At 28.8% G+C, this 21,088-nt stretch carries 31 protein-coding genes and 3 tRNA genes; 3 read left to right on the plus strand and 31 right to left on the minus strand.

Annotated elements, in window-relative coordinates:
- Window positions 1-8 precede the first annotated feature (8 nt).
- The 6 genes from AXW82_RS02680 to AXW82_RS02705 all read right to left on the minus strand — a co-directional run bounded on the left by AXW82_RS02680 (window position 9) and on the right by AXW82_RS02705 (window position 3,711).
- A complete protein-coding gene (locus AXW82_RS02680) occupies window positions 9-419 on the minus strand; it encodes an MHO_1590 family protein (protein ID WP_004795411.1) in 411 nt (136 codons plus the stop codon).
- The gene (locus AXW82_RS02685) at window positions 409-1,509 is read right to left on the minus strand and encodes a hypothetical protein (protein ID WP_004795409.1); all 1,101 of its coding nucleotides are present in this window, start codon (window positions 1,507-1,509) and stop codon (window positions 409-411) included. Before AXW82_RS02685 ends, AXW82_RS02680 begins: the two co-directional genes overlap by 11 nt.
- On the minus strand, window positions 1,496-1,918 hold the full coding sequence (locus AXW82_RS02690) for an MG284/MPN403 family protein (protein WP_004795407.1): 423 nt from the start codon (window positions 1,916-1,918) through the stop codon (window positions 1,496-1,498). The genes AXW82_RS02685 and AXW82_RS02690 overlap by 14 nt, the downstream gene beginning before the upstream one ends.
- Window positions 1,919-2,021: 103 nt before the next feature.
- The gene (gene proS / locus AXW82_RS02695) at window positions 2,022-3,470 is read right to left on the minus strand and encodes a proline--tRNA ligase (RefSeq protein WP_004795405.1); all 1,449 of its coding nucleotides are present in this window, start codon (window positions 3,468-3,470) and stop codon (window positions 2,022-2,024) included.
- A 78-nt stretch (window positions 3,471-3,548) separates the two neighbouring features.
- Window positions 3,549-3,623, minus strand: a tRNA-Gln gene (locus tag AXW82_RS02700).
- A gap of 4 nt (window positions 3,624-3,627) precedes the next feature.
- Window positions 3,628-3,711: transfer RNA gene (locus AXW82_RS02705), tRNA-Tyr, on the minus strand.
- 88 nt (window positions 3,712-3,799) lie between these two features.
- Between AXW82_RS02705 and AXW82_RS02710 the strand changes: the two genes are divergently transcribed.
- The 3 genes from AXW82_RS02710 to tig all read left to right on the plus strand — a co-directional run bounded on the left by AXW82_RS02710 (window position 3,800) and on the right by tig (window position 6,361).
- Window positions 3,800-3,874, plus strand: a tRNA-Trp gene (locus tag AXW82_RS02710).
- Window positions 3,875-3,949: 75 nt separating this feature from the next.
- Window positions 3,950-4,945, plus strand: coding sequence for an NAD(P)H-dependent glycerol-3-phosphate dehydrogenase (locus tag AXW82_RS02715; protein ID WP_004795403.1), 996 nt, complete (start codon window positions 3,950-3,952; stop codon window positions 4,943-4,945).
- A gap of 99 nt (window positions 4,946-5,044) precedes the next feature.
- Window positions 5,045-6,361 carry a trigger factor gene (tig, locus tag AXW82_RS02720; RefSeq protein ID WP_004795401.1) on the plus strand — a complete coding sequence of 439 codons (1,317 nt, stop codon included), beginning with the start codon at window positions 5,045-5,047 and terminating at the stop codon, window positions 6,359-6,361.
- 92 nt (window positions 6,362-6,453) lie between these two features.
- Here tig and rplO read toward each other — a convergent pair whose 3' ends face one another.
- The 25 genes from rplO to gltX form a co-directional block, all read right to left on the minus strand.
- On the minus strand, window positions 6,454-6,894 hold the full coding sequence (rplO, locus tag AXW82_RS02725) for a 50S ribosomal protein L15 (RefSeq protein ID WP_004795398.1): 441 nt from the start codon (window positions 6,892-6,894) through the stop codon (window positions 6,454-6,456).
- Window positions 6,895-6,896: 2 nt separating this feature from the next.
- Window positions 6,897-7,553, minus strand: a complete 657-nt coding sequence (gene rpsE / locus AXW82_RS02730) for a 30S ribosomal protein S5 (protein WP_408633544.1) — start codon at window positions 7,551-7,553, stop codon at window positions 6,897-6,899.
- Window positions 7,554-7,558: 5 nt separating this feature from the next.
- Window positions 7,559-7,909 (minus strand): 50S ribosomal protein L18, encoded by a 351-nt coding sequence (gene rplR / locus AXW82_RS02735; RefSeq protein WP_004795394.1) that lies wholly within the window; start codon window positions 7,907-7,909, stop codon window positions 7,559-7,561.
- Window positions 7,910-7,927: 18 nt separating this feature from the next.
- Window positions 7,928-8,470 (minus strand): 50S ribosomal protein L6, encoded by a 543-nt coding sequence (gene rplF, locus AXW82_RS02740; protein ID WP_004795392.1) that lies wholly within the window; start codon window positions 8,468-8,470, stop codon window positions 7,928-7,930.
- A gap of 10 nt (window positions 8,471-8,480) precedes the next feature.
- Complete coding sequence (gene rpsH / locus AXW82_RS02745; RefSeq protein ID WP_004795390.1) at window positions 8,481-8,876, minus strand: 30S ribosomal protein S8; 396 nt, start codon at window positions 8,874-8,876, stop codon at window positions 8,481-8,483.
- 2 nt (window positions 8,877-8,878) lie between these two features.
- Window positions 8,879-9,064, minus strand: a complete 186-nt coding sequence (locus AXW82_RS02750) for a type Z 30S ribosomal protein S14 (protein WP_004795389.1) — start codon at window positions 9,062-9,064, stop codon at window positions 8,879-8,881.
- Window positions 9,064-9,609 carry a 50S ribosomal protein L5 gene (gene rplE, locus AXW82_RS02755; RefSeq protein WP_004795387.1) on the minus strand — a complete coding sequence of 182 codons (546 nt, stop codon included), beginning with the start codon at window positions 9,607-9,609 and terminating at the stop codon, window positions 9,064-9,066. Before rplE ends, AXW82_RS02750 begins: the two co-directional genes overlap by 1 nt.
- 4 nt (window positions 9,610-9,613) lie before the next feature.
- The gene (rplX, locus tag AXW82_RS02760; protein WP_004795385.1) at window positions 9,614-9,946 is read right to left on the minus strand and encodes a 50S ribosomal protein L24; all 333 of its coding nucleotides are present in this window, start codon (window positions 9,944-9,946) and stop codon (window positions 9,614-9,616) included.
- Window positions 9,947-9,955: 9 nt separating this feature from the next.
- On the minus strand, window positions 9,956-10,321 hold the full coding sequence (gene rplN, locus AXW82_RS02765) for a 50S ribosomal protein L14 (protein ID WP_004795381.1): 366 nt from the start codon (window positions 10,319-10,321) through the stop codon (window positions 9,956-9,958).
- A complete protein-coding gene (gene rpsQ / locus AXW82_RS02770) occupies window positions 10,321-10,587 on the minus strand; it encodes a 30S ribosomal protein S17 (protein ID WP_004795379.1) in 267 nt (88 codons plus the stop codon). Before rpsQ ends, rplN begins: the two co-directional genes overlap by 1 nt.
- Window positions 10,588-10,589: 2 nt before the next feature.
- Window positions 10,590-10,784, minus strand: coding sequence for a 50S ribosomal protein L29 (gene rpmC / locus AXW82_RS02775; protein WP_004795377.1), 195 nt, complete (start codon window positions 10,782-10,784; stop codon window positions 10,590-10,592).
- 2 nt (window positions 10,785-10,786) lie between these two features.
- Window positions 10,787-11,203 carry a 50S ribosomal protein L16 gene (gene rplP / locus AXW82_RS02780; protein WP_004795375.1) on the minus strand — a complete coding sequence of 139 codons (417 nt, stop codon included), beginning with the start codon at window positions 11,201-11,203 and terminating at the stop codon, window positions 10,787-10,789.
- On the minus strand, window positions 11,203-11,853 hold the full coding sequence (gene rpsC / locus AXW82_RS02785) for a 30S ribosomal protein S3 (protein WP_004795373.1): 651 nt from the start codon (window positions 11,851-11,853) through the stop codon (window positions 11,203-11,205). The genes rplP and rpsC overlap by 1 nt, the downstream gene beginning before the upstream one ends.
- The gene (rplV, locus tag AXW82_RS02790) at window positions 11,853-12,197 is read right to left on the minus strand and encodes a 50S ribosomal protein L22 (protein WP_004795370.1); all 345 of its coding nucleotides are present in this window, start codon (window positions 12,195-12,197) and stop codon (window positions 11,853-11,855) included. The genes rpsC and rplV overlap by 1 nt, the downstream gene beginning before the upstream one ends.
- Window positions 12,197-12,475, minus strand: coding sequence for a 30S ribosomal protein S19 (rpsS, locus tag AXW82_RS02795; protein WP_004795368.1), 279 nt, complete (start codon window positions 12,473-12,475; stop codon window positions 12,197-12,199). Before rpsS ends, rplV begins: the two co-directional genes overlap by 1 nt.
- The gene (gene rplB / locus AXW82_RS02800) at window positions 12,475-13,320 is read right to left on the minus strand and encodes a 50S ribosomal protein L2 (protein WP_004795366.1); all 846 of its coding nucleotides are present in this window, start codon (window positions 13,318-13,320) and stop codon (window positions 12,475-12,477) included. The genes rpsS and rplB overlap by 1 nt, the downstream gene beginning before the upstream one ends.
- Window positions 13,321-13,418: 98 nt before the next feature.
- The gene (gene rplW / locus AXW82_RS02805; protein ID WP_004795364.1) at window positions 13,419-13,889 is read right to left on the minus strand and encodes a 50S ribosomal protein L23; all 471 of its coding nucleotides are present in this window, start codon (window positions 13,887-13,889) and stop codon (window positions 13,419-13,421) included.
- Window positions 13,890-13,891: 2 nt separating this feature from the next.
- Window positions 13,892-14,668 carry a 50S ribosomal protein L4 gene (rplD, locus tag AXW82_RS02810; RefSeq protein ID WP_004795360.1) on the minus strand — a complete coding sequence of 259 codons (777 nt, stop codon included), beginning with the start codon at window positions 14,666-14,668 and terminating at the stop codon, window positions 13,892-13,894.
- Between the two features lie 2 nt (window positions 14,669-14,670).
- The gene (gene rplC, locus AXW82_RS02815) at window positions 14,671-15,468 is read right to left on the minus strand and encodes a 50S ribosomal protein L3 (protein WP_004795358.1); all 798 of its coding nucleotides are present in this window, start codon (window positions 15,466-15,468) and stop codon (window positions 14,671-14,673) included.
- Between the two features lie 20 nt (window positions 15,469-15,488).
- Entirely contained in the window at window positions 15,489-15,794 is a 306-nt protein-coding gene (rpsJ, locus tag AXW82_RS02820; protein WP_004795357.1) for a 30S ribosomal protein S10, read from the minus strand.
- A 193-nt stretch (window positions 15,795-15,987) separates the two neighbouring features.
- Window positions 15,988-16,329, minus strand: coding sequence for a thioredoxin family protein (locus tag AXW82_RS02825; RefSeq protein WP_004795356.1), 342 nt, complete (start codon window positions 16,327-16,329; stop codon window positions 15,988-15,990).
- An 11-nt stretch (window positions 16,330-16,340) separates the two neighbouring features.
- Window positions 16,341-17,201: a hypothetical protein gene (locus tag AXW82_RS02830; protein WP_235732113.1), complete on the minus strand. Its 861-nt coding sequence runs from the start codon at window positions 17,199-17,201 to the stop codon at window positions 16,341-16,343.
- A 283-nt stretch (window positions 17,202-17,484) separates the two neighbouring features.
- Entirely contained in the window at window positions 17,485-19,146 is a 1,662-nt protein-coding gene (locus tag AXW82_RS02835) for a ribonuclease J (protein WP_004795354.1), read from the minus strand.
- 113 nt (window positions 19,147-19,259) lie between these two features.
- Window positions 19,260-19,643: a hypothetical protein gene (locus tag AXW82_RS02840; protein WP_004795353.1), complete on the minus strand. Its 384-nt coding sequence runs from the start codon at window positions 19,641-19,643 to the stop codon at window positions 19,260-19,262.
- Window position 19,644: 1 nt separating this feature from the next.
- Complete coding sequence (gltX, locus tag AXW82_RS02845; protein ID WP_004795351.1) at window positions 19,645-21,045, minus strand: glutamate--tRNA ligase; 1,401 nt, start codon at window positions 21,043-21,045, stop codon at window positions 19,645-19,647.
- Window positions 21,046-21,088: the final 43 nt, after the last annotated feature.

Below are 21,088 nucleotides of genomic sequence, written 5' to 3' on the forward strand. Positions count from 1 at the left end.
TATACAAATTAAAATCTTATTTCATAGCTTTTTAATTCTTTGATTTCGTTATTTTCAATATGTTTAAAATATATAGTGAGCATTAAATCATTATAGTTAATTTCATAGTCGAAATATATTTCTCCCCTAAAGCTATTGAGCCTCGAAAGAATTGACTTAACTATCTTATCTATTAATTTATCATTAAGTACAGAAACACCAAATACATCCTTCTCTACAATAGCTTCTAAAAACTTTTCATCAATTGATGGAAAAATCGAAATTTTATCAAGACTATCAAATTTTTCGTTCTGAGTATTTTCTTCTTTTTTAAAGTTGTCAATTTTAACGTTTTTAATAACTAAATATAACAAGCCTCCAACAAATAATGCTGAACTTGTGAAAAATAGAATCTTTCATTTAGATATTCTAATACTCATTTCTTCTTTTAATTAAGTAATCATTAATTGTTCAATTAGTTTCACCACTAAACAAAATATTATTTAACTGTAGGTCTGATATTTTGAATGAATATGCTTTATCTAAAAGTTTGTTGCTCTCTTTTATAAAATATTTTTTAGGCTTTAAGTAAAAATGCTTTAAGTCTTGTGTCAAACTATTCTTAAAAACAATATTAGTTCCTAACGCTTCGAAATTTAAAGAATATTCGATGTAAGGTAAGCTTGTTATGGGTATTTCTAAAACTTTTTTAGAATTATAGTTATCAGCTTTCAATACTTCTCCTGTCTCATTATTCGTAATCAGATCTTCATTTATAACAAACTTTGACTTTCAAAACTGATTTTCTTTCTTTTTTTCTTCTTTTAATTTTATTCCGTTTTTATCCTTTATAAAGTGCGGTATTTTAAAAGATATGTTACTAATAATGTTGTACTGATTAGTTGGATCAAACATCTTTTTTAGATCATTATTAAAAAAATCAAAATAATAAATAATATTTGCTAGTTCATAAACTTTTTGACCAGCTTTTATATCATTTCAACTAAAATATATGTTTAAAAATCGGTGATTCTTTGTTTCTATCCCATCTTTAATATTGAAAATTGATGAATAACTTAATTTAATTCTGTGATTTTTGTTATTACTTTTAATAACTATTGAATTTGGGTCTTTTTCCTTTAAATATATTTCATATTTACCTAAATATTTATTGCTTATATCAAAAAATTGTAGTTCGATATAATCTAATTTCTCACCATCTTTCAATAACTCATTTAAATTAACAATCAATTTATCTTCTCTTTTGACTCTTCTTGCATGACTTTTGTTTATTTTAAGAACAAAATGCGATATATATCTCGCTTTGTTATGAATAACTTTATCAATTTTTAAAAACAAATAAGGTTTTCTTGAATTTGCTGTATTAAATAATTCTATATTAAAGTTTAGTTCCTCATTAATGTCTTTAGGTGTATCACTTTCTAAAATAAAATTTGAAGTTTCATCATTTTTAATATAACTATAATTCCTGTGATATGATGAATTAATTTCTTCATTAAAATAATGCAAGGTAAAAACTTGTAAACTCTAAAATAGCAGCTTTCTTCTTTTTATAAAACGTTGTTTTTGAAAAGTGTTTTAAATATCATTCATTCACATCTCTAGTTTCTTCATTTAAATAACAATTCTCAATCATTCATGCACCTTCAGGACTCATTTGTGACAAAATAAATCTTATTGTGTTATTTGCATCGTTGTAAATTTCTTTTTCTAAATTGTCTATTGTTTTAATTAATTCTTGATCATTAGGAAAAAACCTTGATCTTAATTTTAATTTTGCAATTTGTTTTTGTAAGATCTTTTTAAATTCAAAATGAGATATAAATATTTGACTTATTAATTTACACATTTTGGCATAAAAATCTTTTTTATCTGTTTCTTTTACAATATTAGAAATTTCTTCTAAATTTTTAATCATTTTTCCCTCCAATTATAGTTTATACCTTTTTATTTTTTTTGTCAAGTAAGTTTATAAAAAAAGGAAAAACCATAAGGTTTTTCCGTACTATTTTTTTAAAAAATTAATATGCTTTAGCAAACACAACATAACGTTTTGTGCCATTTTTGCATTCTGGAATGATGCATGATTCTTGATTTTCTGGTTTAAATAAATCTTTAATTGGAATGCATCTAGCTGTTGCTCCTGTCTCTTCTTTAATTCTTTCTTCAGCTTCATCAGAACAACAAAAAGGAGCAACTACAAAATTACTTTTTTCAATTTCTTTCTTGAAATCATCGTAATAATTTACGCTAACAGTTCTATTTTTTAATCTTTCTTTTGCTGACTCATATAAATTATTATGTATATCTTCTAAAAGAATACCAACCCTATCTTTAACATCCTTAAGACCTACTAATTCTTTTTCAAGAGTATCTCTTCTAACTATTGTTACTTTGTTCTCTTGTAAATCTCTTGGGCCAATTTCGATTCTAAGTGGAACACCTTGAATTTCACTATTAGATGCTTTGAAACCAGGGTTCTTTTCACTTGAGTCTAAATTCACTCTAAATTTTCTTCCTAAATCAATAAATAATTTTTTAGCAACTTTTGAAACTTTTTCATCCTTATTAGCAAATAATTCCAAAATATCTACTTGGGTAGGAGCAATTCTAGGAGGAATAATTATACCTCTATTATCTCCATGGGTCATTATAAGGGCACCAATTAATCTTGTTGTAACACCTCAAGATGTTTGATAAACAAAATCTTCCTTATTTTCTTTATTTTTAAATTTAATTTCATAGGGTTTAGAAAAGTTTTGCGCTAAATAGTGACTTGTTCCTGATTGTAGCGCCTTCCCATCTTTCATCATGGCTTCTATAGTATAAGTTGAACAAGCGCCAGCAAACTTCTCACGAGGTGTTTTTCTACCGACTATAGTAGGAATTGCTAAAAAGTTTTTTAAAAATTTAGCATATGTATTTATCATTTCTCTTGTAAATCTTCTTGCTTCTGTAGGATCAGAATGAGATGTATGACCTTCCTGTCATAAAAATTCTCTAGAACGTAAGAATGGGTTAGTTGTTTTTTCTCACCTAAGTACATTTGCCCACTGATTGTAGATCATTGGTAAATCATTGTATGAGTTAATTGATTTTTTAAATAAATCAGCAAATAAAACTTCGGATGTTGGTCTTATATATAATTTTTCACTTAATTCCTTGTTACCAACATGAGTTACGGTTGCTAATTCTGGATTAAAGCCAGCAATATGTTCTTTTTCTAATGCAAAAAGACTTTCAGGTATCAATAAAGGCATATAAACATTTTGAATACCTTTCGATTTAAAGATACTATTCAATTCTTTTTGAATCATTTCTCATATACCGTAAGAATTAGGTTTAAAAATTAATGAACCTTTTGTTGGTCCATAAGCAATTAAATTTCCATTCTTAACAACATCAGTATATCATTTCGCAAAATCTACTTCCATTGGTGTAATTTTATCTAATTCTTTTTTGTTTGTCATTATATGCTTATTATACTTTTTTATTTAAAAATAAAAAGTATAAAAAAGTATAAAAAAACACCGCTTTTGGCGATGATATGGCTGCCCCAGTTAGATTCGAACTAACGCGTGTCGGAACCAAAACCCGATGCCTTACCGCTTGGCTATGGGGCAAAAATGGTGGGGGGAGAGGGATTCGAACCCCCGAATCCTAAGAAAGTGGGTTACAGCCACCCGCATTTGGCCGCTTTGCTATCCCCCCGGGATTGCTAATATATTATACACAAAACTTTTTAAAAAATAAAAATTTTTTTTAATAAATTTTATTGTATAATTGGTTTACAAGAATTAGGAGTATAGTTCAACGGTAGAACAACGGGCTTCAACCCCGTGTGTTGTGGGTTCGAATCCTGCTACTCCTGCCAAAAGACACTTATTAAATGATTAAGCACTAATCATTTAATAAGTGTTTTCTTTATATTTTGTTATATAATTTTAATATGAATAAAATTTATAAATTCGGATTTATCGGAACTGGGGCATACGGTTCTGCATTGGCAAATATTTTGACTCATAATAATTTAAAAACTATTATGTATGGCATTAATGATGATGAAATAAATGATATAAATAATGGTTATAACAAAAAGTTTTTTGGAGAAAAAAAGTTTGATAACAATCATTTAATTACTGCAACTAAAGACTTAGAATATGTTCTTGACAATTCAGAAAACATTGTTTTAGCTGTACCATCATTTGTTTTGAGTAGCACTTTAAGTAAAATGAAAGAATTAAGACCTCAAGTAAAATGAAACATAATAAATATAGCTAAAGGTTTTGAAACACAAACTAGAACATTTTTTTCAGAATTTATAAAGAAAGAGATGAAAGAATCATTAAATAATTTATCTACATTATTAGGTCCTTCATTTGCAATAGAACTTTTCGAAAAAAATAAGACTATTATTAATATTTTTGGTGATTCTAAAAAATACAATAACGAGGTAATAAGTTATTTTAATAATGATTACTTTAAGATTTACCCAATTGACGACCCTTTTTCAGCAGAATTATTTGCTGCGTTAAAAAACGTATTAGCTATTGGTTGTGGTATTTTATCAGAGGTATCTAACTCAAAAAATACATTTGCAGCTTTTTTGACAACTGGTGTTAAAGAAATATTAATGATTTATGGAAAAATAGCAAAAAAGAAAAAATATAAATTGGTTTTTGATTATGCCACATTTGGGGATACTGTTTTAACTTGCTCCAATGATAAGAGCAGAAATTTTTCATACGGTAAATTTATCGCTAAGAACGGAATAGAAAGTGCTAACAAAGAATTTCAAGGCACAATCGAAGGAAAAGAAGCGGCAAAAGTATTGGTAGAAATTTTAAATATATATAGAATTAAAACTAAGGTTTTTAAAGGAATTATTTCTGTTCTAGCTAATAAAATATCACCAAAGGAAATTGACTTATATATAACTAAATAAAGGTTTATTTTTAAGCCTTTATTTTAATTATAATGTTTAAAATATTAGTCAAATAGTGTAAAATTATATTATTATATATTTTATAGAAATGGAGATAAAATGTTTAAACACAAACATGACAAAAAACATAGTGTAGTTGTAGTTTCAGCAATATACAAATATGATGAATTTAAAACTGAATTTGATAAATTAGTTAGTCAAGCAAGTTCAAAAATTAAAGTTCCAGGATATAGACCAGGTAAAGCACCAAAAGAACAATTACTTGCTAGAATAGATTATCATTCAATTGAAAATAAAATTTTCTCAAATTTTTTAGATAAAAATAAAAATGAAATTTTCAAATATTTAGATGATAAGAAAATTAAGTTTCTTCCAGTATTTTCTAATGTAGATATCAAAGATAAAAAAGATAAGGAAAATAAAGATTTAGAAATTGAAGTAAGTTTACCTACTATTCCTGATTTTGAAAACATTAAATTTGATGATGTTAAGGTTAAATTTGAATTACCAAAGATAACAAAAGAAGATATTGAAGTTGAAATGAGTCATTTTACAAGTCACCTTACAAAGAAAACAGAAGTAAAAGAAAAAGATGCTAAGTCTCAATTACACGACACTGTTAACATTGACTTTAAAGGTTTCATTAATAATGAACCATTCGAAGGTGGTGAGGCTAGTGGATATGATCTTGAATTAGGTTCAAATAGCTTTATAGCAGGATTCGAAGATCAATTACTTAATAAAAAAGTTGGATATAAAGGAGATGTTAAAGTTAAGTTTCCTAAAAACTATTTTGTTAAAGAATACGCAGATAAAGATGCTGTTTTTGAAGTAAAAATTAATAAGATTTTTAGACAAGATTCTGTAAAAGTTGATGATGAAATGATCAAAAATATCGGAATTAAAAATGTTAGTTCTTTAAAAGATTTTGAAAAATACACTTCATTAAAATTAAATCTTGAACAACTTTCTAGACAACTTACAAATTATGTTAATGAAGTTATTTTTGAAGGATATTCTAAGTTTGATACTAAATTAAATGAAATATTTTTCAAAGAAAGAGTGAATGCATTAAGAAAAGATTTTGAAAAAAGATTAGAATCTTTCGGTATTAAAAAACGTGAATATATAACAATGTTAAAATCTTCTGAAGAAGAGATTGAAAAAGAGTTCGTTACTTTAGCTGAAAAAGAAGTTGCGATTGAATTTGTTCGTGAAGCAATAATGAAAGACGTTAAAAAATCAAATGATTGAGAAACTAAATATGCAAAAGAATTTGAAATTTTAACAAATGAAGACGAAGCTAAGAATATTTCATTATTTTTATCAATGAATGAATCATTATTGACAAAAATAGGAAAAGATAAAGAATCTAAAGAATTAGTAACATTTATATCTAAAAAATTAAAATTTTAAATAATAAAATAAAATCGAAGTAATTTCGATTTTTCTTTACAAACTTTTAAAAGAATCAAAAAAAATAAGCCAAATAGGCTTATTTTTATATTCTATAATTCAATAACTTTTCCACCAGCTGCTTCAACTGCTTTTTTAGCTGATTCACTAGCTTTATTTACTGTAATAACAACTTTTTTTGTTAAAGTACCATTTCCAAGTAATTTAATAGGTAAACTTCTTTTAACTAATCCTGCTTCAAATAATTTTTCAATAGTAATTTGTGAGTTATTTTCAAATCTAAGTTCAATATCTTTTAAGTTAACAACTTGATATTCAACATGGTTAACGTTTGTAAATCCACGTTTTCCAATACGACGGAATCAAGGAGTTTGTCCTCCTTCAAATCCTAATCTGTGTCCTTTACGTTTGTTTTGTCCTGATTGTCCTTTACCTGCTTGTTTCCCTTTACCTGCTGCGTGTCCACGACCTTTACGGTGTTTTTCAGGTCTAGAACCTTCTGTAAATTGTAAATTGTGTAATTTGATAGCCATAATTATTTAAGATCCTTTACATCTTTGTCTCTAATATCAGCAATTTGTTCAGGAGTTCTTAAAGCTTGTAATGCTTTAACTGTTGCTTTAACAGTATTTGCTTTTGAACGTGAACCGTATGTCTTGGTAACAATATCAGAATATCCTGCTAATTCAACAACAGCACGAACTGTTCCTGAAGCAATAAGTCCCTTTCCTTTTGAAGCTGGTTTCAACATAACTCTTGATGATAAGAATTTTGCATTTACTTCATGAGGAATTGTTCCTGTTTTTTCATTTAAAGGAACATTTACTAAATTATTCTTAGCGTCTTTTACTGCCTTTTTAATAGCATCTGGAACTTCATTGGCTTTACCATGTCCATATCCAACACTACCTTTTTTATTACCTATAACAACGAATGCAGAGAAACTGAATCTTCTTCCACCTTTAACAACTTTTGTAACACGTGCTACATCAATAAGTTTTTCTGTGTATTCTGATTCAACTTTTGGACGACGTTCTCTTGGTTGAGAATTTTTTCTTGGACGACGTTCGAATTGTTGTTTTTCACCATTTGCTGATTCTTCAACATTTTTAGCGCTTCTTGGAGCTCTTTTAGCAATAACTTCTTTTGTTCCTGCTTCTTCTTTAACTAATTTCTTGTCTTTTTCATTAATCATAATTAGAATTTAACTCCTTTTTCTCTAACTGCTTCAGCAAAAGCTTTAACACGACCATGGAAAATGTAACCACCACGGTCAAAAACAACTTCAGTAATACCTAATTTGTTAATTTTATCTCCCATTAATGAACCTAATTTTTTAGCAGCTTCAATATTACCGCTATATTCTTTTGATGATAAAGAAGAAACGCTAGCTATTGTAACCCCTTTAACATCATCAATTAATTGAGCATAAAAGTTTTGGTGTGATTTAAAAACATTTAGACGAGGTTTTGATGCTGTACCATTAATACGATAACGAGCACGTGAGTGTTTTTGTTTTCTAGCTTCATTTCTTGATAATTTTGCCATAATTCTAACCTAAGCTCCTTATTTTTTAGAAGCTGTTTTCCCTTCTTTACGTCTAATTTGTTCACCTTTATATGAAATACCTTTACCTGAGTATACACTTGGTCTTCTAACATCACGAATTATAGATGCAAAGTGTCCTACACTTTGTTTGTTTGTTCCTGTAACTGAAACTTCAGTTGGTTTAGCAACTGTAACTTTAACATCACTAGGAACATCTAAAGTAACATTGTGGCTGTACCCTGCTGAAATAACAAGTTGTGACCCTGTTAAAACTGCTTTGTACCCAACCCCTTTAATTTCTAAATCTTTACGGAAACCTTTTGAAACTCCTGTAATCATATTTGAAATATGTGAGTTTGTTGTTCCGTGTAATTGTTTTGTGACTTTTTCATCGTTTGCACGAACTGTAGTAACTTGATTACCTTCTACAACAACAGAGATTAATGGACTGAATTCTCTTTCTAATGTTCCTAAAGCACCTTTAACAGTAACTTTTGAACCTTCTACTGAAACGGTTGTACCAGCAGGAATTATTAAAACACGATTACCAACACGTGACATAAATACCTACCTATCAAATGTAAGCGATAATTTCACCACCTACATTTTCCTTTCTAGCTTCTGATCCTGTCATTAATCCTTTTGATGTAGAGATAATTACTGTTCCGTAACCTGAAAGAATTGATGGAATTTCTTCTGATTTAACATAAACTCTTAATCCAGGTTTTGAAACTCTTTTAATTCCCACTATTGCAGCTTGTCCTTTTTTGTATTTTAAATTGATTAGAAGTGATTTTTGTGTTCCTTCACCTTCTATTGAATATGAAGAAATGTACCCTTGACTTTCGATTAACTTAACAATAGCTTCTTTCTTAACAGAATATGGAATTGAAACTGTTTTGTGTTTTCTAGCGTTTGCATTTTTAATACGAACAACTAAATCTGAAATTGGATCTGTAATAAACATAATTATCAACTCGCTTTCTTAACACCAGGTATTTTTCCTTCGTGTGCTAAATTTCTGAAACAAATACGGCAAACTTTGTATTTTCTTAAAACTGAATGTGGTCTACCACATAATTCGCAACGTGTATAAGCACGTGTAGAAAATTTAGGATGACGTTTTGCTTTTTCTATTAACGCTTTTCTTGCCATTATTTAGCTCCTTTTTTTTCGAATGGTACACCTAAAAGTTCTAATAAACTTCTAGCTTCTTCATCACTTTTTGCTGTTGTAACAACAAGTACATCTAATCCTTTAATACGACGAATTTTGTCGAATTCAATTTCTGGGAAAATGATTTGTTCTTTAATACCTAAAGCAAAGTTACCTCTACCGTCAAATGCTTTTGGATTAACACCACGAAAGTCACGAACACGTGGTAATGAAATATTAATTAATTTTTCTAAGAAATCTCACATTCTATCTCTACGTAATGTAACTTTTCCACCCATAGGCATTCCTTCACGTAATTTTCATGAAGCATTTGATTTCTTAGCTTTTGTTTCGAATGGTTTTTGTCCTGAAATAAGTGTTAATTCATGAAGAACTTCTTCAATCGCTTTTGAATTTGAAACTTCTTTACCAGCTGTCATATTTAAAACAACTTTCTCAATTCTTGGAACTTGCATTGATGATGAGTAATTGTATTTTTCTTTAAGAGCAGGAACTGCTTTTTCTAAGTATCTTTGTTTTAACATAATATTAGATTTCCTTTTGTGTTTTTCTTACAACTCTCACTTTTTTTCCATCTTTATTCACTTTGTATCCAAGTTTAGAGAATTGATTTCCTTGAGATTTTGAAGCTTTTTTAACTAAGTATGCAACATTTGAAACATGAATTGGTGCAGCAAATTCTGTAATTGAACCATCTTGATTTTGTTGTGTAGGTTTGTTGTGTTTTTTAACAATGTTAACATCTTTAATAACGACTCTTTGCTTATCGTGTAATACTTTTTCGATTGTTCCTATTTTTCCTTTTTCTTTTCCAGAAATAACTATAACTTCGTCATTTTTCTTAAATTTAATTTTTGACATAAATATCTCCTATAAAACTTCTGGTGCTAAAGAAACAATTTTAGGGAATTTTTCACGTAATTCACGAGCAACTGGCCCGAAAACACGTGTTCCACGTGGTGTTAAATCTTCTTTAAGTATTACAACTGCGTTGTCATCAAAACGAATGTATGTACCATTGTTACGGTGAATTCCGTATGATGAACGCACAACAACTGCTTTAACAACTTGACCTTCTTTAACAATACCATTTGGAATGGCTTTTTTAACTGAACATACAATAATATCACCTATATTAGCAACTTTCTTTTTAGAACCACCTAAAATACGAATAACTCCGATTTCTTTTGCTCCTGAGTTATCAGCAACGTTTGCTCTTGATAATTCTAATAACATTAGTTTTTACCTTCTTTTGAAGTCGAAATTGATACTAATCTAAAACGTTTTGTTTTTGAAAGTGGTCTTGTTTCCATGATTACAACGATATCATCTAATTTTGCTTCTTGATTTTCATCATGAACTGCAAATCTTTTTGTTGATTTGAAACGTTTTGCATATAGAGGGTGTTTTTTGTATGTGTCAACTGCAACAATAATTGTTTTAGCTGATTTTCCAGCTGAAACAACTGTACCAGTTAAGGTTTTTCTTGTGTTTCTTTCCATAATTATTTAGCTCCTTTTCTTTCGTTTAATGCTGTAAGGGCTTTTGCGATGTTGTTTCTTAGTTCTTTTATTTTATGTGTTTCTTTTAAATCACCAATTGAATTTTTGTATTTTAAAGAGAATAATTCTGCTTTAAGTTGTAAAACTAATAATTCTAGTTCTTCAACAGTTTTTTTCTTTAAATCTGCGTAAGACATAATTAATTATCTCCTTTTTTAATAATTTTTCATTTAACTGGTAATTTGTGTCCTGCTAAACGAAGAGCATCACGAGCTACATCTTCAGCAACTCCACCTACTTCAAACATCATTGTATTTACTTTAACGGCTGTGTATCATAATTCAGGTGTACCTTTTCCTGATCCCATACGCACACCGATTGGTTTAGAAGTTTTTGCGAAGTGAGGGAAAATTCTAATTATAACTTGTCCTTCACGACCCATTCTACGAGTAGCAGCTATACGTGCTGACTCAATTTGACGAGCTGTTACTCAAGCAGATGTAACCGCTTGAAGTCCGAACTCACCAAATGAAACTGTATTTCCTTTTGTAGCTTTACGTTTATCGTGTTTAACTAAAAAAGGTTTTCTGTATTTGGTTCTTTTAGGTTGTAACATTATTTATCACCTCCTAAAATTTCTCCTAATGAAACTCAAACCTTAATACCGATAGCACCATATGTAGTTCTAGCTGTAGCTGTTGCATAATCAACATCTTGTCTTAAAGTATGTAATTTCATTTCTCCTTCAGAATAACCTTCTGAACGAGCCATATCAACTCCGTTTAAACGTCCACTAACCATAGTTTTAATACCTTTGGCTCCAGCTTTCATAGCTAATCTAATAGCTATTTTTTGTGCTGAACGGAAGCTTTCACGATTTTCTAATTTTGCAGCAATCATTTCTGCTAATAATTTTGCATTTAAATCAGGTTTCTTTAATTCTAAAACTTGTAAATTAACATTTAAATGTCTATTTTTTACAAATTTTTGTAATTTTGTTGTTAATTCTTGGATATTTTTACCTTCTTGTCCTAAAACAGCAGCCGGTTTGACAGTGTGTATTAAAACAGTAACTTTATTATCCTTATTTCTTTTTACTTCTAATTTTCCAATTTGGTATTGACGTACTAATTTATCGAAGAATTTGTAAATTTTAGCGTCTTCAACTAAAAATTTACCAAAATTATCTTTGTCAGCAAATCATTTTGAATTGTGTTCTTTTGAAACTCCGTAACGGAATCCATTTGGATTAACTTTTTGTCCCATTAGTTTCTCTCCTCTAATACTACTGATAAATTAGATGTACGTTTGAAAATCGAATAAGCATTACCTCTACTTCTTGGTTGAAATCTTTTAAGAGTAGGACCTTCATTTACATAAACTTCTTTAACGAATAATTTTGATGCGTTCATTCCGTGGTTATTTGTTGCATTTGCTATTGCTGAATTTAATAATTTAATGAAAATTGGTGATGATTTTTTTGATGTGTTGTGTAAGATACCTAATGCAACGTCAACGTTTTTACCTCTAAATAAGTTTGCAACTAATTTAGCTTTAGAAACGCTAACTCTTTGTAACTTAACGTGAGCTTTTGCTTGTTGTTTATTCATTATTTTTTCTTACCTTTATCAGCACCATGTCCAGAGAATGTTCTAGTTGGTGAAAATTCTCCTAATTTGTGACCAACCATGTCATCTGTAACATAAACTTCATTAAATTGTTTACCATTGTGAACTGCAAATGTTAATCCAACAAAACTTGGGAAAATTGTTGAACGTCTTGATCAAGTTTTAATTGGTTTTTTAGGGGCTTTACCTTCTACTATAGCATCTACTTTTTTAAGTAAGTGTTCGTCGGCAAATGGACCTTTTTTCAAACTACGAGCCATTATTTAGCATCCTTTCTTCTTCTTAAAATAAGTTTATTTGAAGATTTTTTAGTTTTTCTTGTTTTAACACCAAGAGCTTTTTTACCTCACGGAGTAAGAGGGGCTTTACGACCAACTGGTTGTTTTCCTTCCCCTCCACCATGTGGGTGGTCTACTGGGTTCATAACTGAACCACGAACTGTAGGTCTAATACCTTTGTGTCTGTTAATACCAGCCTTACCAACATTAACTAATAAGTGTTCTTCATTACCAACAACACCAATTGTTGCACGGCAACGAGCTAAAACACGACGTGTTTCACCTGATTTAAGTCTTAAAACAACATATTTACCGTTGTCATCTTTACCAAGAATTTGAGCTGAAACTCCAGCACTACGTGCTATAATTCCACCACCACCTGGTTGCATTTCAATATTGTGAACAAATGTACCTTCAGGGATAAATGTTAAAGGTAATGCATTACCAACAACAATGTCAGCTTTTTCTCCTGATACAACTGTTTGCCCAACTTTAATACCTTTAGGAGCTAAAATATATCTTTTTTCTCCATCAGCATATGCTAATAAACAAATATTTGCTGATCTGTTTGGATCATATTCGATTGATTTAACAATAGCTGGAATATCGTCTTTATTACGTTTGAAATCTACTAATCTGTAGAAACGTTTAACACGTCCTCCGTGATGTCTAACTGTAATTTTACCTTGGTTGTTACGACCAGCATGGTTTTTTAAATTAACCAATAATGATTTTTCTGGTGCGTGTCCTGATAAATTTTGTTTGAAATCTAGAGAAGACATATTTCTACGACCGTTAGTAGTTGGCTTATGATATTTCATTGCCATAATTATGTTCTCCTTTGCTTAAAAATAGTTGCGGATCTGTCTTTTAAGCACTTATTTCCGCTTAATTTCTTTTTTATTTTATTATGATTGGTGAAATCCTATTCTCCACCAACTTTTCTCTTTGTAGTTGCTTGTTTTTTAACTGCAGTTTGTTTTGTAGCAACTGTTTTCTTTGTTGCAAGTTTTTTAGCAACTTTTGCTTCAACGTCTGAAACTTTTTTAGCTTTTTGTTCTTTTTTCTCAACAGCTTTTTCGTCTGAAACTATTTGTGCTTCAGTTTCATTGCTTGGTAAATAGTTTAAGCTTCCTTCAGCTAAAGTTACCATAGCTTTTTTGTAACGATTTGTAAATCCGTGGAAACGACCAACATTTTTAGGTTTTTTATTAACTTTAATTGTGTTAACTGAAGAAACTTTTACATTAAAAATAGTTTCAACAGCTTCTTTAATTTGATATTTGTTAGCGGCAAAATCAACTTTAAATGTGAAAACTTGGTTCTTTTCATTAGATCTTAATCTATCTGATTTTTCTGTAAGAATAGGTGATTTAATAACTTTTGTTAATTCCATAATTATCTACCTCTTTCTTTTAAAATTTCAAGACTTTCATTTGAAATAATCATAACATCTGCGCCAATTAAGTTTTCAACTGTTACTGAATTTGCTTTAACCACATTAACATTACCTAAGTTTTGTGATGATCTAAAAACAATTGGGTTTTCATTTACAACTAAAACGTGTCTTAAATCGTTAACTTTTAACTCAACAAGTTTTTGAACTAAATCTTTTGTTTTAATTTGACTTAGTGATAAGTCATTAACCAAAACCGCTTTATCGTTAGCTAATAATGTTAAAGCTGAAACAAATGCAGCATATTTAACTTTTTTATTAACTTTAAGTGAGTAGTTTTTGTTTGATTGAGGACCAAATGCTCTACCACCACCTACTCAAATAGGTGAACGCATTGAGCTATGACGTGCTCTACCTGTTCCTTTTTGTCTTCATGGTTTTTTACCACTTCCTGAAACTTCAGCACGATTCTTAACTTGATGTGTACCTTGTCTTCTTGATGCTCTTTCAGATAAGATTGAGTCAAAAATAGCTTGTGTATAAATTTTTTCACTTCCAAAAAGATTTTTTGGTAAATCAGCTGAAAATTCAACCTTTTTCACTTTTGTATCTTTTTGAACATTTACTTTTACTGACTTCACTTCAGTTGCTTTCTTTGCAACTGGTTTAGCAGCAGGTTTAGAAGCTGGTTTCTTTACAGTCTTTGAAGAAGTTGGTTTTGAAGAAGTAGATTTAGCTGTTGATTTTGTTGCAACAGCTTTTTTCTTTGTTTCTGCCATTATTATTTATCTCCTTCCGCTTTTGCTTCAGCTTCTTTAATTAAAGCTTCTAATTCTGATGAATGCATACCAACCTTAACTTCAATTCCATATTTTTTGGCGTGTTCAACTAATTCATTCATTTTAAGAACTTCAGCTATATCAACAAGCTTAATTTGTTCACGGTTAGGCAATCCTTTAACTGCTTGTTTAACCATAACAAATGATTTTTTAGGACCAGGAATTGATCCTTTAATTAAAACTAAATTGTTTTCAACATCAACTTTTACAATTTCAAGGTTTTGAACTGTTGTTTTAACATTTCCTAAATGACCAGGCATTGTCATTCCCTTGAAAACTCTGTTACCTGAAATATCTCCAAGTGATCCTGTTTGTCTAACTGGTTGTGAACCACCACCACCACCATGTGATTTAGGTCCTATGTGTTGATTGTATCTTTTAATAGTTCCGGCAAAACCCTTACCTTTTGATACACCAGTTACATCAACTAGTTCTCCTGCTGAAAAAATATCAGCTTTAATAATTTGTCCAAGTTCGAAACCTGACATGTCACGAACTTCTTTTACGTAGCGCTTAGGTGTTGTATTAGCTTTTTTAAAGTGACCTTTTTCTGGGTTATTTGATCTATTTTCTTTTTTATCAAATGAAGCTAATTGAGTAGCTGTATAACCATTTTTATCATTTGTTAAAACTTTAGATACAACATTTGGTTGTACTTCTATTACAGTAACAGGTATTCTGGCACCAGTTTCGCTGTAAATTTGAGTCATACCAACTTTACGTCCTAAGATTCCTTTCATATTTTCTCCTTAAATGGTATTTATTTAACTTTTATTTGAATACCAACACCAACTGGTAATTCTAGTCTTTCAATTTTGTCTTTTGTTTTAGCAGAAGCATCAGTAATAACAACTAATCTTTGGTGTGTTCTGCTTTCGAATTGCTCACGAGATTTTTTGTTTACGTGAACAGATCTTAAAATAGTAATTTCATCTCTTTTTGTTGGTAAAGGAACTGGTCCACTTACTTTTGCACCTTCTTCTTTAGCTGCTAAAAAGATTTTTTTTGCAGCTTGGTCAACAGTAACATGGTCAAAACCTTTTACTTTGATGCTTAATTTACTCATTTTGGTTGTCTCCTTTGTTCTATTTTTGAACATAACTCCCTATAAAAACTCAGCGCGTCCTCAACAACATTTGGCGGGCTAACAACCTTATAGTTCATAGTTATAGTTGCTTATGAATTATAATAAAAAAAAGAGAAAACGAAAACATTTTTTCTCTTTTATTTTTTTAACAACTCTTTTTGGTGTATCAAGGTTATAAAACCTTCTTTTCAACTCAATTAACTAAAACCTCTTCTGGAACATATTCGAATGCTTTTTCGATGATTTCTTCACCTTCTAAAAGCATCATAGTTGGTACTTTTAAAACCTTTCACTTAGTATCTGGATTTCTAAATAAATTAGCTTCTTCAGCGTCTACAGTTATAAAGTTAATCTCGCTATTGTTTTTAAATTTGGATGCAACATTATCAAATGTTCTTTTCATCATTTTACAATCGCCACATCACTCTGTTGTAAATGTAATAAACGTTAAGTCATTTTTATTTGTGTTGTTAATGTAGTTTTCAGCATCTTTTCAAGCCATTTTTTTAAACATAATGCTCCTATCTAACTAATTGGCGATATATCATCCAACCAATTGCTTTCTTTTTTAATCTTTTCATTATTTTTATCTGTGTTTAATGTGTTATTTTTTTCTTGATTGTTGTTTAGTTCATAACTATTTTCTTCATAATATAAGGCATCTATAGAATCAAATAATTCAAAATCTTCATTTTCTTTTGTTAATCTTTTTTCAGAATCTAAATTTTTTTGGTTTTGAAACTCATTAAGTATTTTTTTGGTTTCTTCGTAATTTATAGAACTAAGGATAGTCTTTAATCTTTCTGATCTCATTTTTTTCTTATCAATAAGATAAAGCATAAAATTGTAAAAAAATTCTGTTTGCTTTGTAAATGAATAAAATTTTTTGCTTTTCTCTTGAAGCATTTTTTCATCAAAAAAGTTATGTTTGAATGCAAAAATATATTTTCCTTTAAGTTTAATGTATAAAACTGGGTAGAAAATTAGTTTGATAATTCATAAAATTATAAATAAAATAACAAATAAAGGTATTAAGAATGAAACAGAAATTAGATAAAGAACATTAAAAATAGAATCCAAGAAAAAACCAATATTGTTAAAAAGTGAATACTTATTAACTAAATTACTTAATATCAAATCACCTTCATTGTTAGAAGTAATAACTTTATAAAATTTATCTCATCAACCAAACACAAATAAGTTCGCTACTTTGCTAGAATTAAAATCTGATGATCTCAGATTAGTATCTTGAAAGTGTAAAACAAAATGAAATAATAGAATGAACACTATAGCTAACAAAGTAGAAATTCATAAAATTTGTTTTCTGAAATTTCATCATGTTACTTTGAATCTTCTCGATAACCAAAATATATTTTTATTTTCCATTTTTCTATTAATAGTAAAGATTACTAATACCAAAAAGAAATATGGCAACAAAATTCATATCGAACCACCAAATAACAATCCATATGTAAAAATATAAAATATTTTAAAACCATTAGATGAACTCGGTATTAAATAAAAAACAGAAAAAACTAACGAACATAAAAATAATAATCACAAAAACAAATTACAAATAAGTGCTTTTGTAGTCATTTTTCTTGAAAATGTTACTTCAGTTTCTTGCTTAGTCATATTAAGCAAATTATAAATCTGCATTAGTTTCATTTTATACCTGTGTAAGAGTTAAGGCCACTAAAGGGTCTTTATCTGTCAACTTAAATATTTTTTTTCTTATTGTTTTTCTTACTTTTTCATTTAATTCAAACATTGATCCGTAAACTCTTCCTGAGATTAATTCAATTATAATTCCTTTAATTAGATTATTCATTCATTCTTGCTCATTTTCATCAATTACACCTATGTAATTTATATGTAGTTGCCCAACTATTTTTTTAGTTTTAGGATTATATAAAGAATTAATAATTATCACGCCTTCTCTTCCTAAAACTTCTCTTTCCGCTATAACTTCTGATGAAATATCACCAACACCAAACCCATCCACAATAACGTCACCTATTTCTTTTATTTTCGCACTTTGTGACATTTTTTTACCATCTACAAAATGCAATACTTTTCCATTTAACAGAACAATAGATTGAGTGCTATTAATTTCTTCGTTATCACTAACATAATTAGCGGAATCAGTTAGATATCTAAAAAGTCCTTGAGCAGGAATGAAGAAATCAGGTTTTAAATTTTTTATTAAATTTAAAATATCATCTTTATATGGTCTACAATAAAAATATTCTGAATCTGATATATCAATTAAATTAGGACTAATTCTCGCTATTTCATCCAATGTATATGCAGCTTGTGATTCAAGACCATTAACCTGAGGGGCCAACATAATTACTCTATCATTTGAATTAAGTTTTAAATAAACATCTTCTCCTGAAGTAATTCTTAAAAATCTTGAAAATAGCCTTTCTACAGCACCGGTTACAAGAATAACAGCATTATTATGCTTTGAAATTTGTTTATAATCAACAATTTCAGGAAGTTCAAGGTTTTTGTCATTTTCTAAAATTATTTTTTTTGTAATTTCAAGTAAATCAGCATATGTTTTACCATATGTGATTACAGGTCTTTTATACTTCATTGACAATTTTAAAATTTTGTGTAAAGAAACCATATCTTCACTAAATGCGCCAATAATAATTCTTTCGTTATTCTTAGCATTTTCAAAAACATTCAAAATTGAATCAGGTAATTTATTTTTTTCAATTGCTCTACCAGAAAAGTTTGTTTTTCCAGAATCGGATATAAGTGCAATAACTTTTCTATTACCAAATAATTTAGGCAAATGTAAAAATCAAGTTCTTCCAAAAATATCAAGATCACCTTCAACAAAGTTGAACATAAAAACATAATCACCAGATTTTGTTATAAAATCAAAACCTAAATTGCCTGGAACACTTCCTGGAAGTGAAATTGGTTGCACAAATAATGAACCAACTTTTTTTCTTTCATTTAATACGATAACTTTATAAGTTTCTTTTTTAATATTATACTTAGACAATCTATCAATAATTATTTCTTTACTTAATTGAGAAGTATAAATCTTTAGTCCAGGGATTTTCATTACTAATCAAGGTAATGCTGAAAAACTTTCGTTTCTAATGTCGCTTATAAAAATACCTTTAATATTATTCTTATTTTTTTCTAAATAACTAAAATCCGGGATTATAGTATCAACACCGTTTTGTGAATTTATCGGAACTTTAACTCCTGCATTTATAATAAATAAATCCTCATTGTGCGCAAGAACATAGCTATTTTTTCCATTTTCATCCTGGCCACCTAGGGCAAAAATTCTTATATTTTCCATTTTTCTCCTTTTTTTTATTTAAGAACTTTAAGCTTTAATAAATATTATTTATTAATGTTTTCATTATATCATTTTTTAAAGTGAGCAAGATTAAAAAAAATAAACTATTTAGTTTATTCTTCAATTATTAAAGTTATTTCAAAATCACCAATTTTTATTCCGTTAGATTGAATTCAGTACGAAAAAACATATGTGTTATCAAAAAAATCTTTTTTATCTCAAAAAGTTTTTCAAGGAACTGCAAATTCTTTACCATTATTTTGAAAATAAAAATTAAACATATATTCTTTTTGGTGTTTTAGAAAAATTGTTGATGTATTTGTATGAATATTTATTTCATCATCAGAAATCTCTATCATACTTTTTAAGTTAGTGTTTGGTTCATCAAAGACAAAAACTTTAAAACTGTCTTCATCATATACCATAACCGGAACTGTAAATTCAATTGTTTTTAAGTCATCATTTTGATTTATAAGAGATTTAAATTTCAACTTCATCTTAATACTGTTCTAATGACTTAAAAACTTCTTCTTTTCCAAATAAATAAATAGCTTTAGCTAGTTCTGGTCCATGTTCATGAGAAGTTGTAGCCATTCTTATTGGCATAAACAGTTTTTTTCCTTTTACATTTAGTTCTGATGATGTCTTATTAATACATTCTTGTATGCTTTCAACATTAAAGTCATAATTAAAAAGCAATTGCTTAAATTTCTTAACAACTGAAATTTCTTCATCAGTAAATTCAAATTTCTTTATACTTGCGTTTAAAAATGTTTTTAGATTTTCGTTTAATTCCGTAAAAGTTGCAACACTAGGTTTGTATGTTTCTACAAACAAGTTAATTCATTCTTTGCTTTTTGAATCTATTAATGAATTTAACTTACTTAAAATTAAGTCGTTTGATAAATTTTTGAAATATTGTTTTGAGAACCAAATCATTTTTGAAATATCAAATTTTGAAGGACTCTTACTCAATCTTTCTGGATCGAATTTTGCAATAATTTCTTCTTTAGTCATTAATTCAGAAGCATCCTCCGCTGTTCAACCTAAAAGGGTCAAAAAGTTAAAAATAGCTTCTGGAATATATCCTTCATTTTTATAATCTTCAATAAATTGTTTTAAACTTGTATCTCTTTTAGAAAGTTTTTTACCTTCCATGTTTGTTATTATTGTTAAATGACCAAACTTAGGTGATTCCCACCCTAATGCATTATAAATAGCCAATTGTTTTGGTGTATTACCTATATGTTCTTCACCCCTTAAAACGTGTGTTATTTGCATATCAAAATCATCAATTACAACAGCAAAATTGTATGTTGGAAATCCGTCAGATTTATAAATAACTCAATCAGCAATATCACTAGAATTAAACGAAATTTCCCCTCTAACAATATCATTTCAAGATAGTTCTGTGTTTTCCGGCATTTTAAATCTGATCGAATATTCTCCTGCTTGGTCTCTTTTTAACTTTTCTTCATCAGAAATATTTAATCAATTCGGATTATATCTAAAGCTAGGGATTCCTTTAGCATCACTTTCTTCCTTTTGTTTCTCAAGTTCCTCAGAGTTGTCATATGCCTTATAAGCAAAACCCTTTTCAATTAATTGATTAGCAACTTCTAAATATCTATCCAATTTTTCGCTTTGTCTATATTTACCATAAATAGGATTAGGATTTAATGGTGATTCATCAGGTACAATACCTAATCATGCCAAATTGTTGAGTTGTGATTCTTCGCCACCTTCAACATTTCTTTTAATATCGGTGTCTTCGAGTCTAAAAATAAAATCACCACCAAAATGTTTTGCAAATAAATAAGAAAATAAAGCTGTTCTAGCTCCCCCGATATGTAAATAACCAGTAGGGCTTGGTGCATAACGTGTTCTAATTTTTTTCATGATTTCTCCTAAAATATCGTTGTTTAAATTTTACTAAAATTTT

The organism is Mycoplasmopsis canis PG 14 (assembly GCF_001553195.1).
GTDB classification, from domain to species: domain Bacteria; phylum Bacillota_I; class Bacilli_A; order Mycoplasmatales; family Metamycoplasmataceae; genus Mycoplasmopsis; species Mycoplasmopsis canis.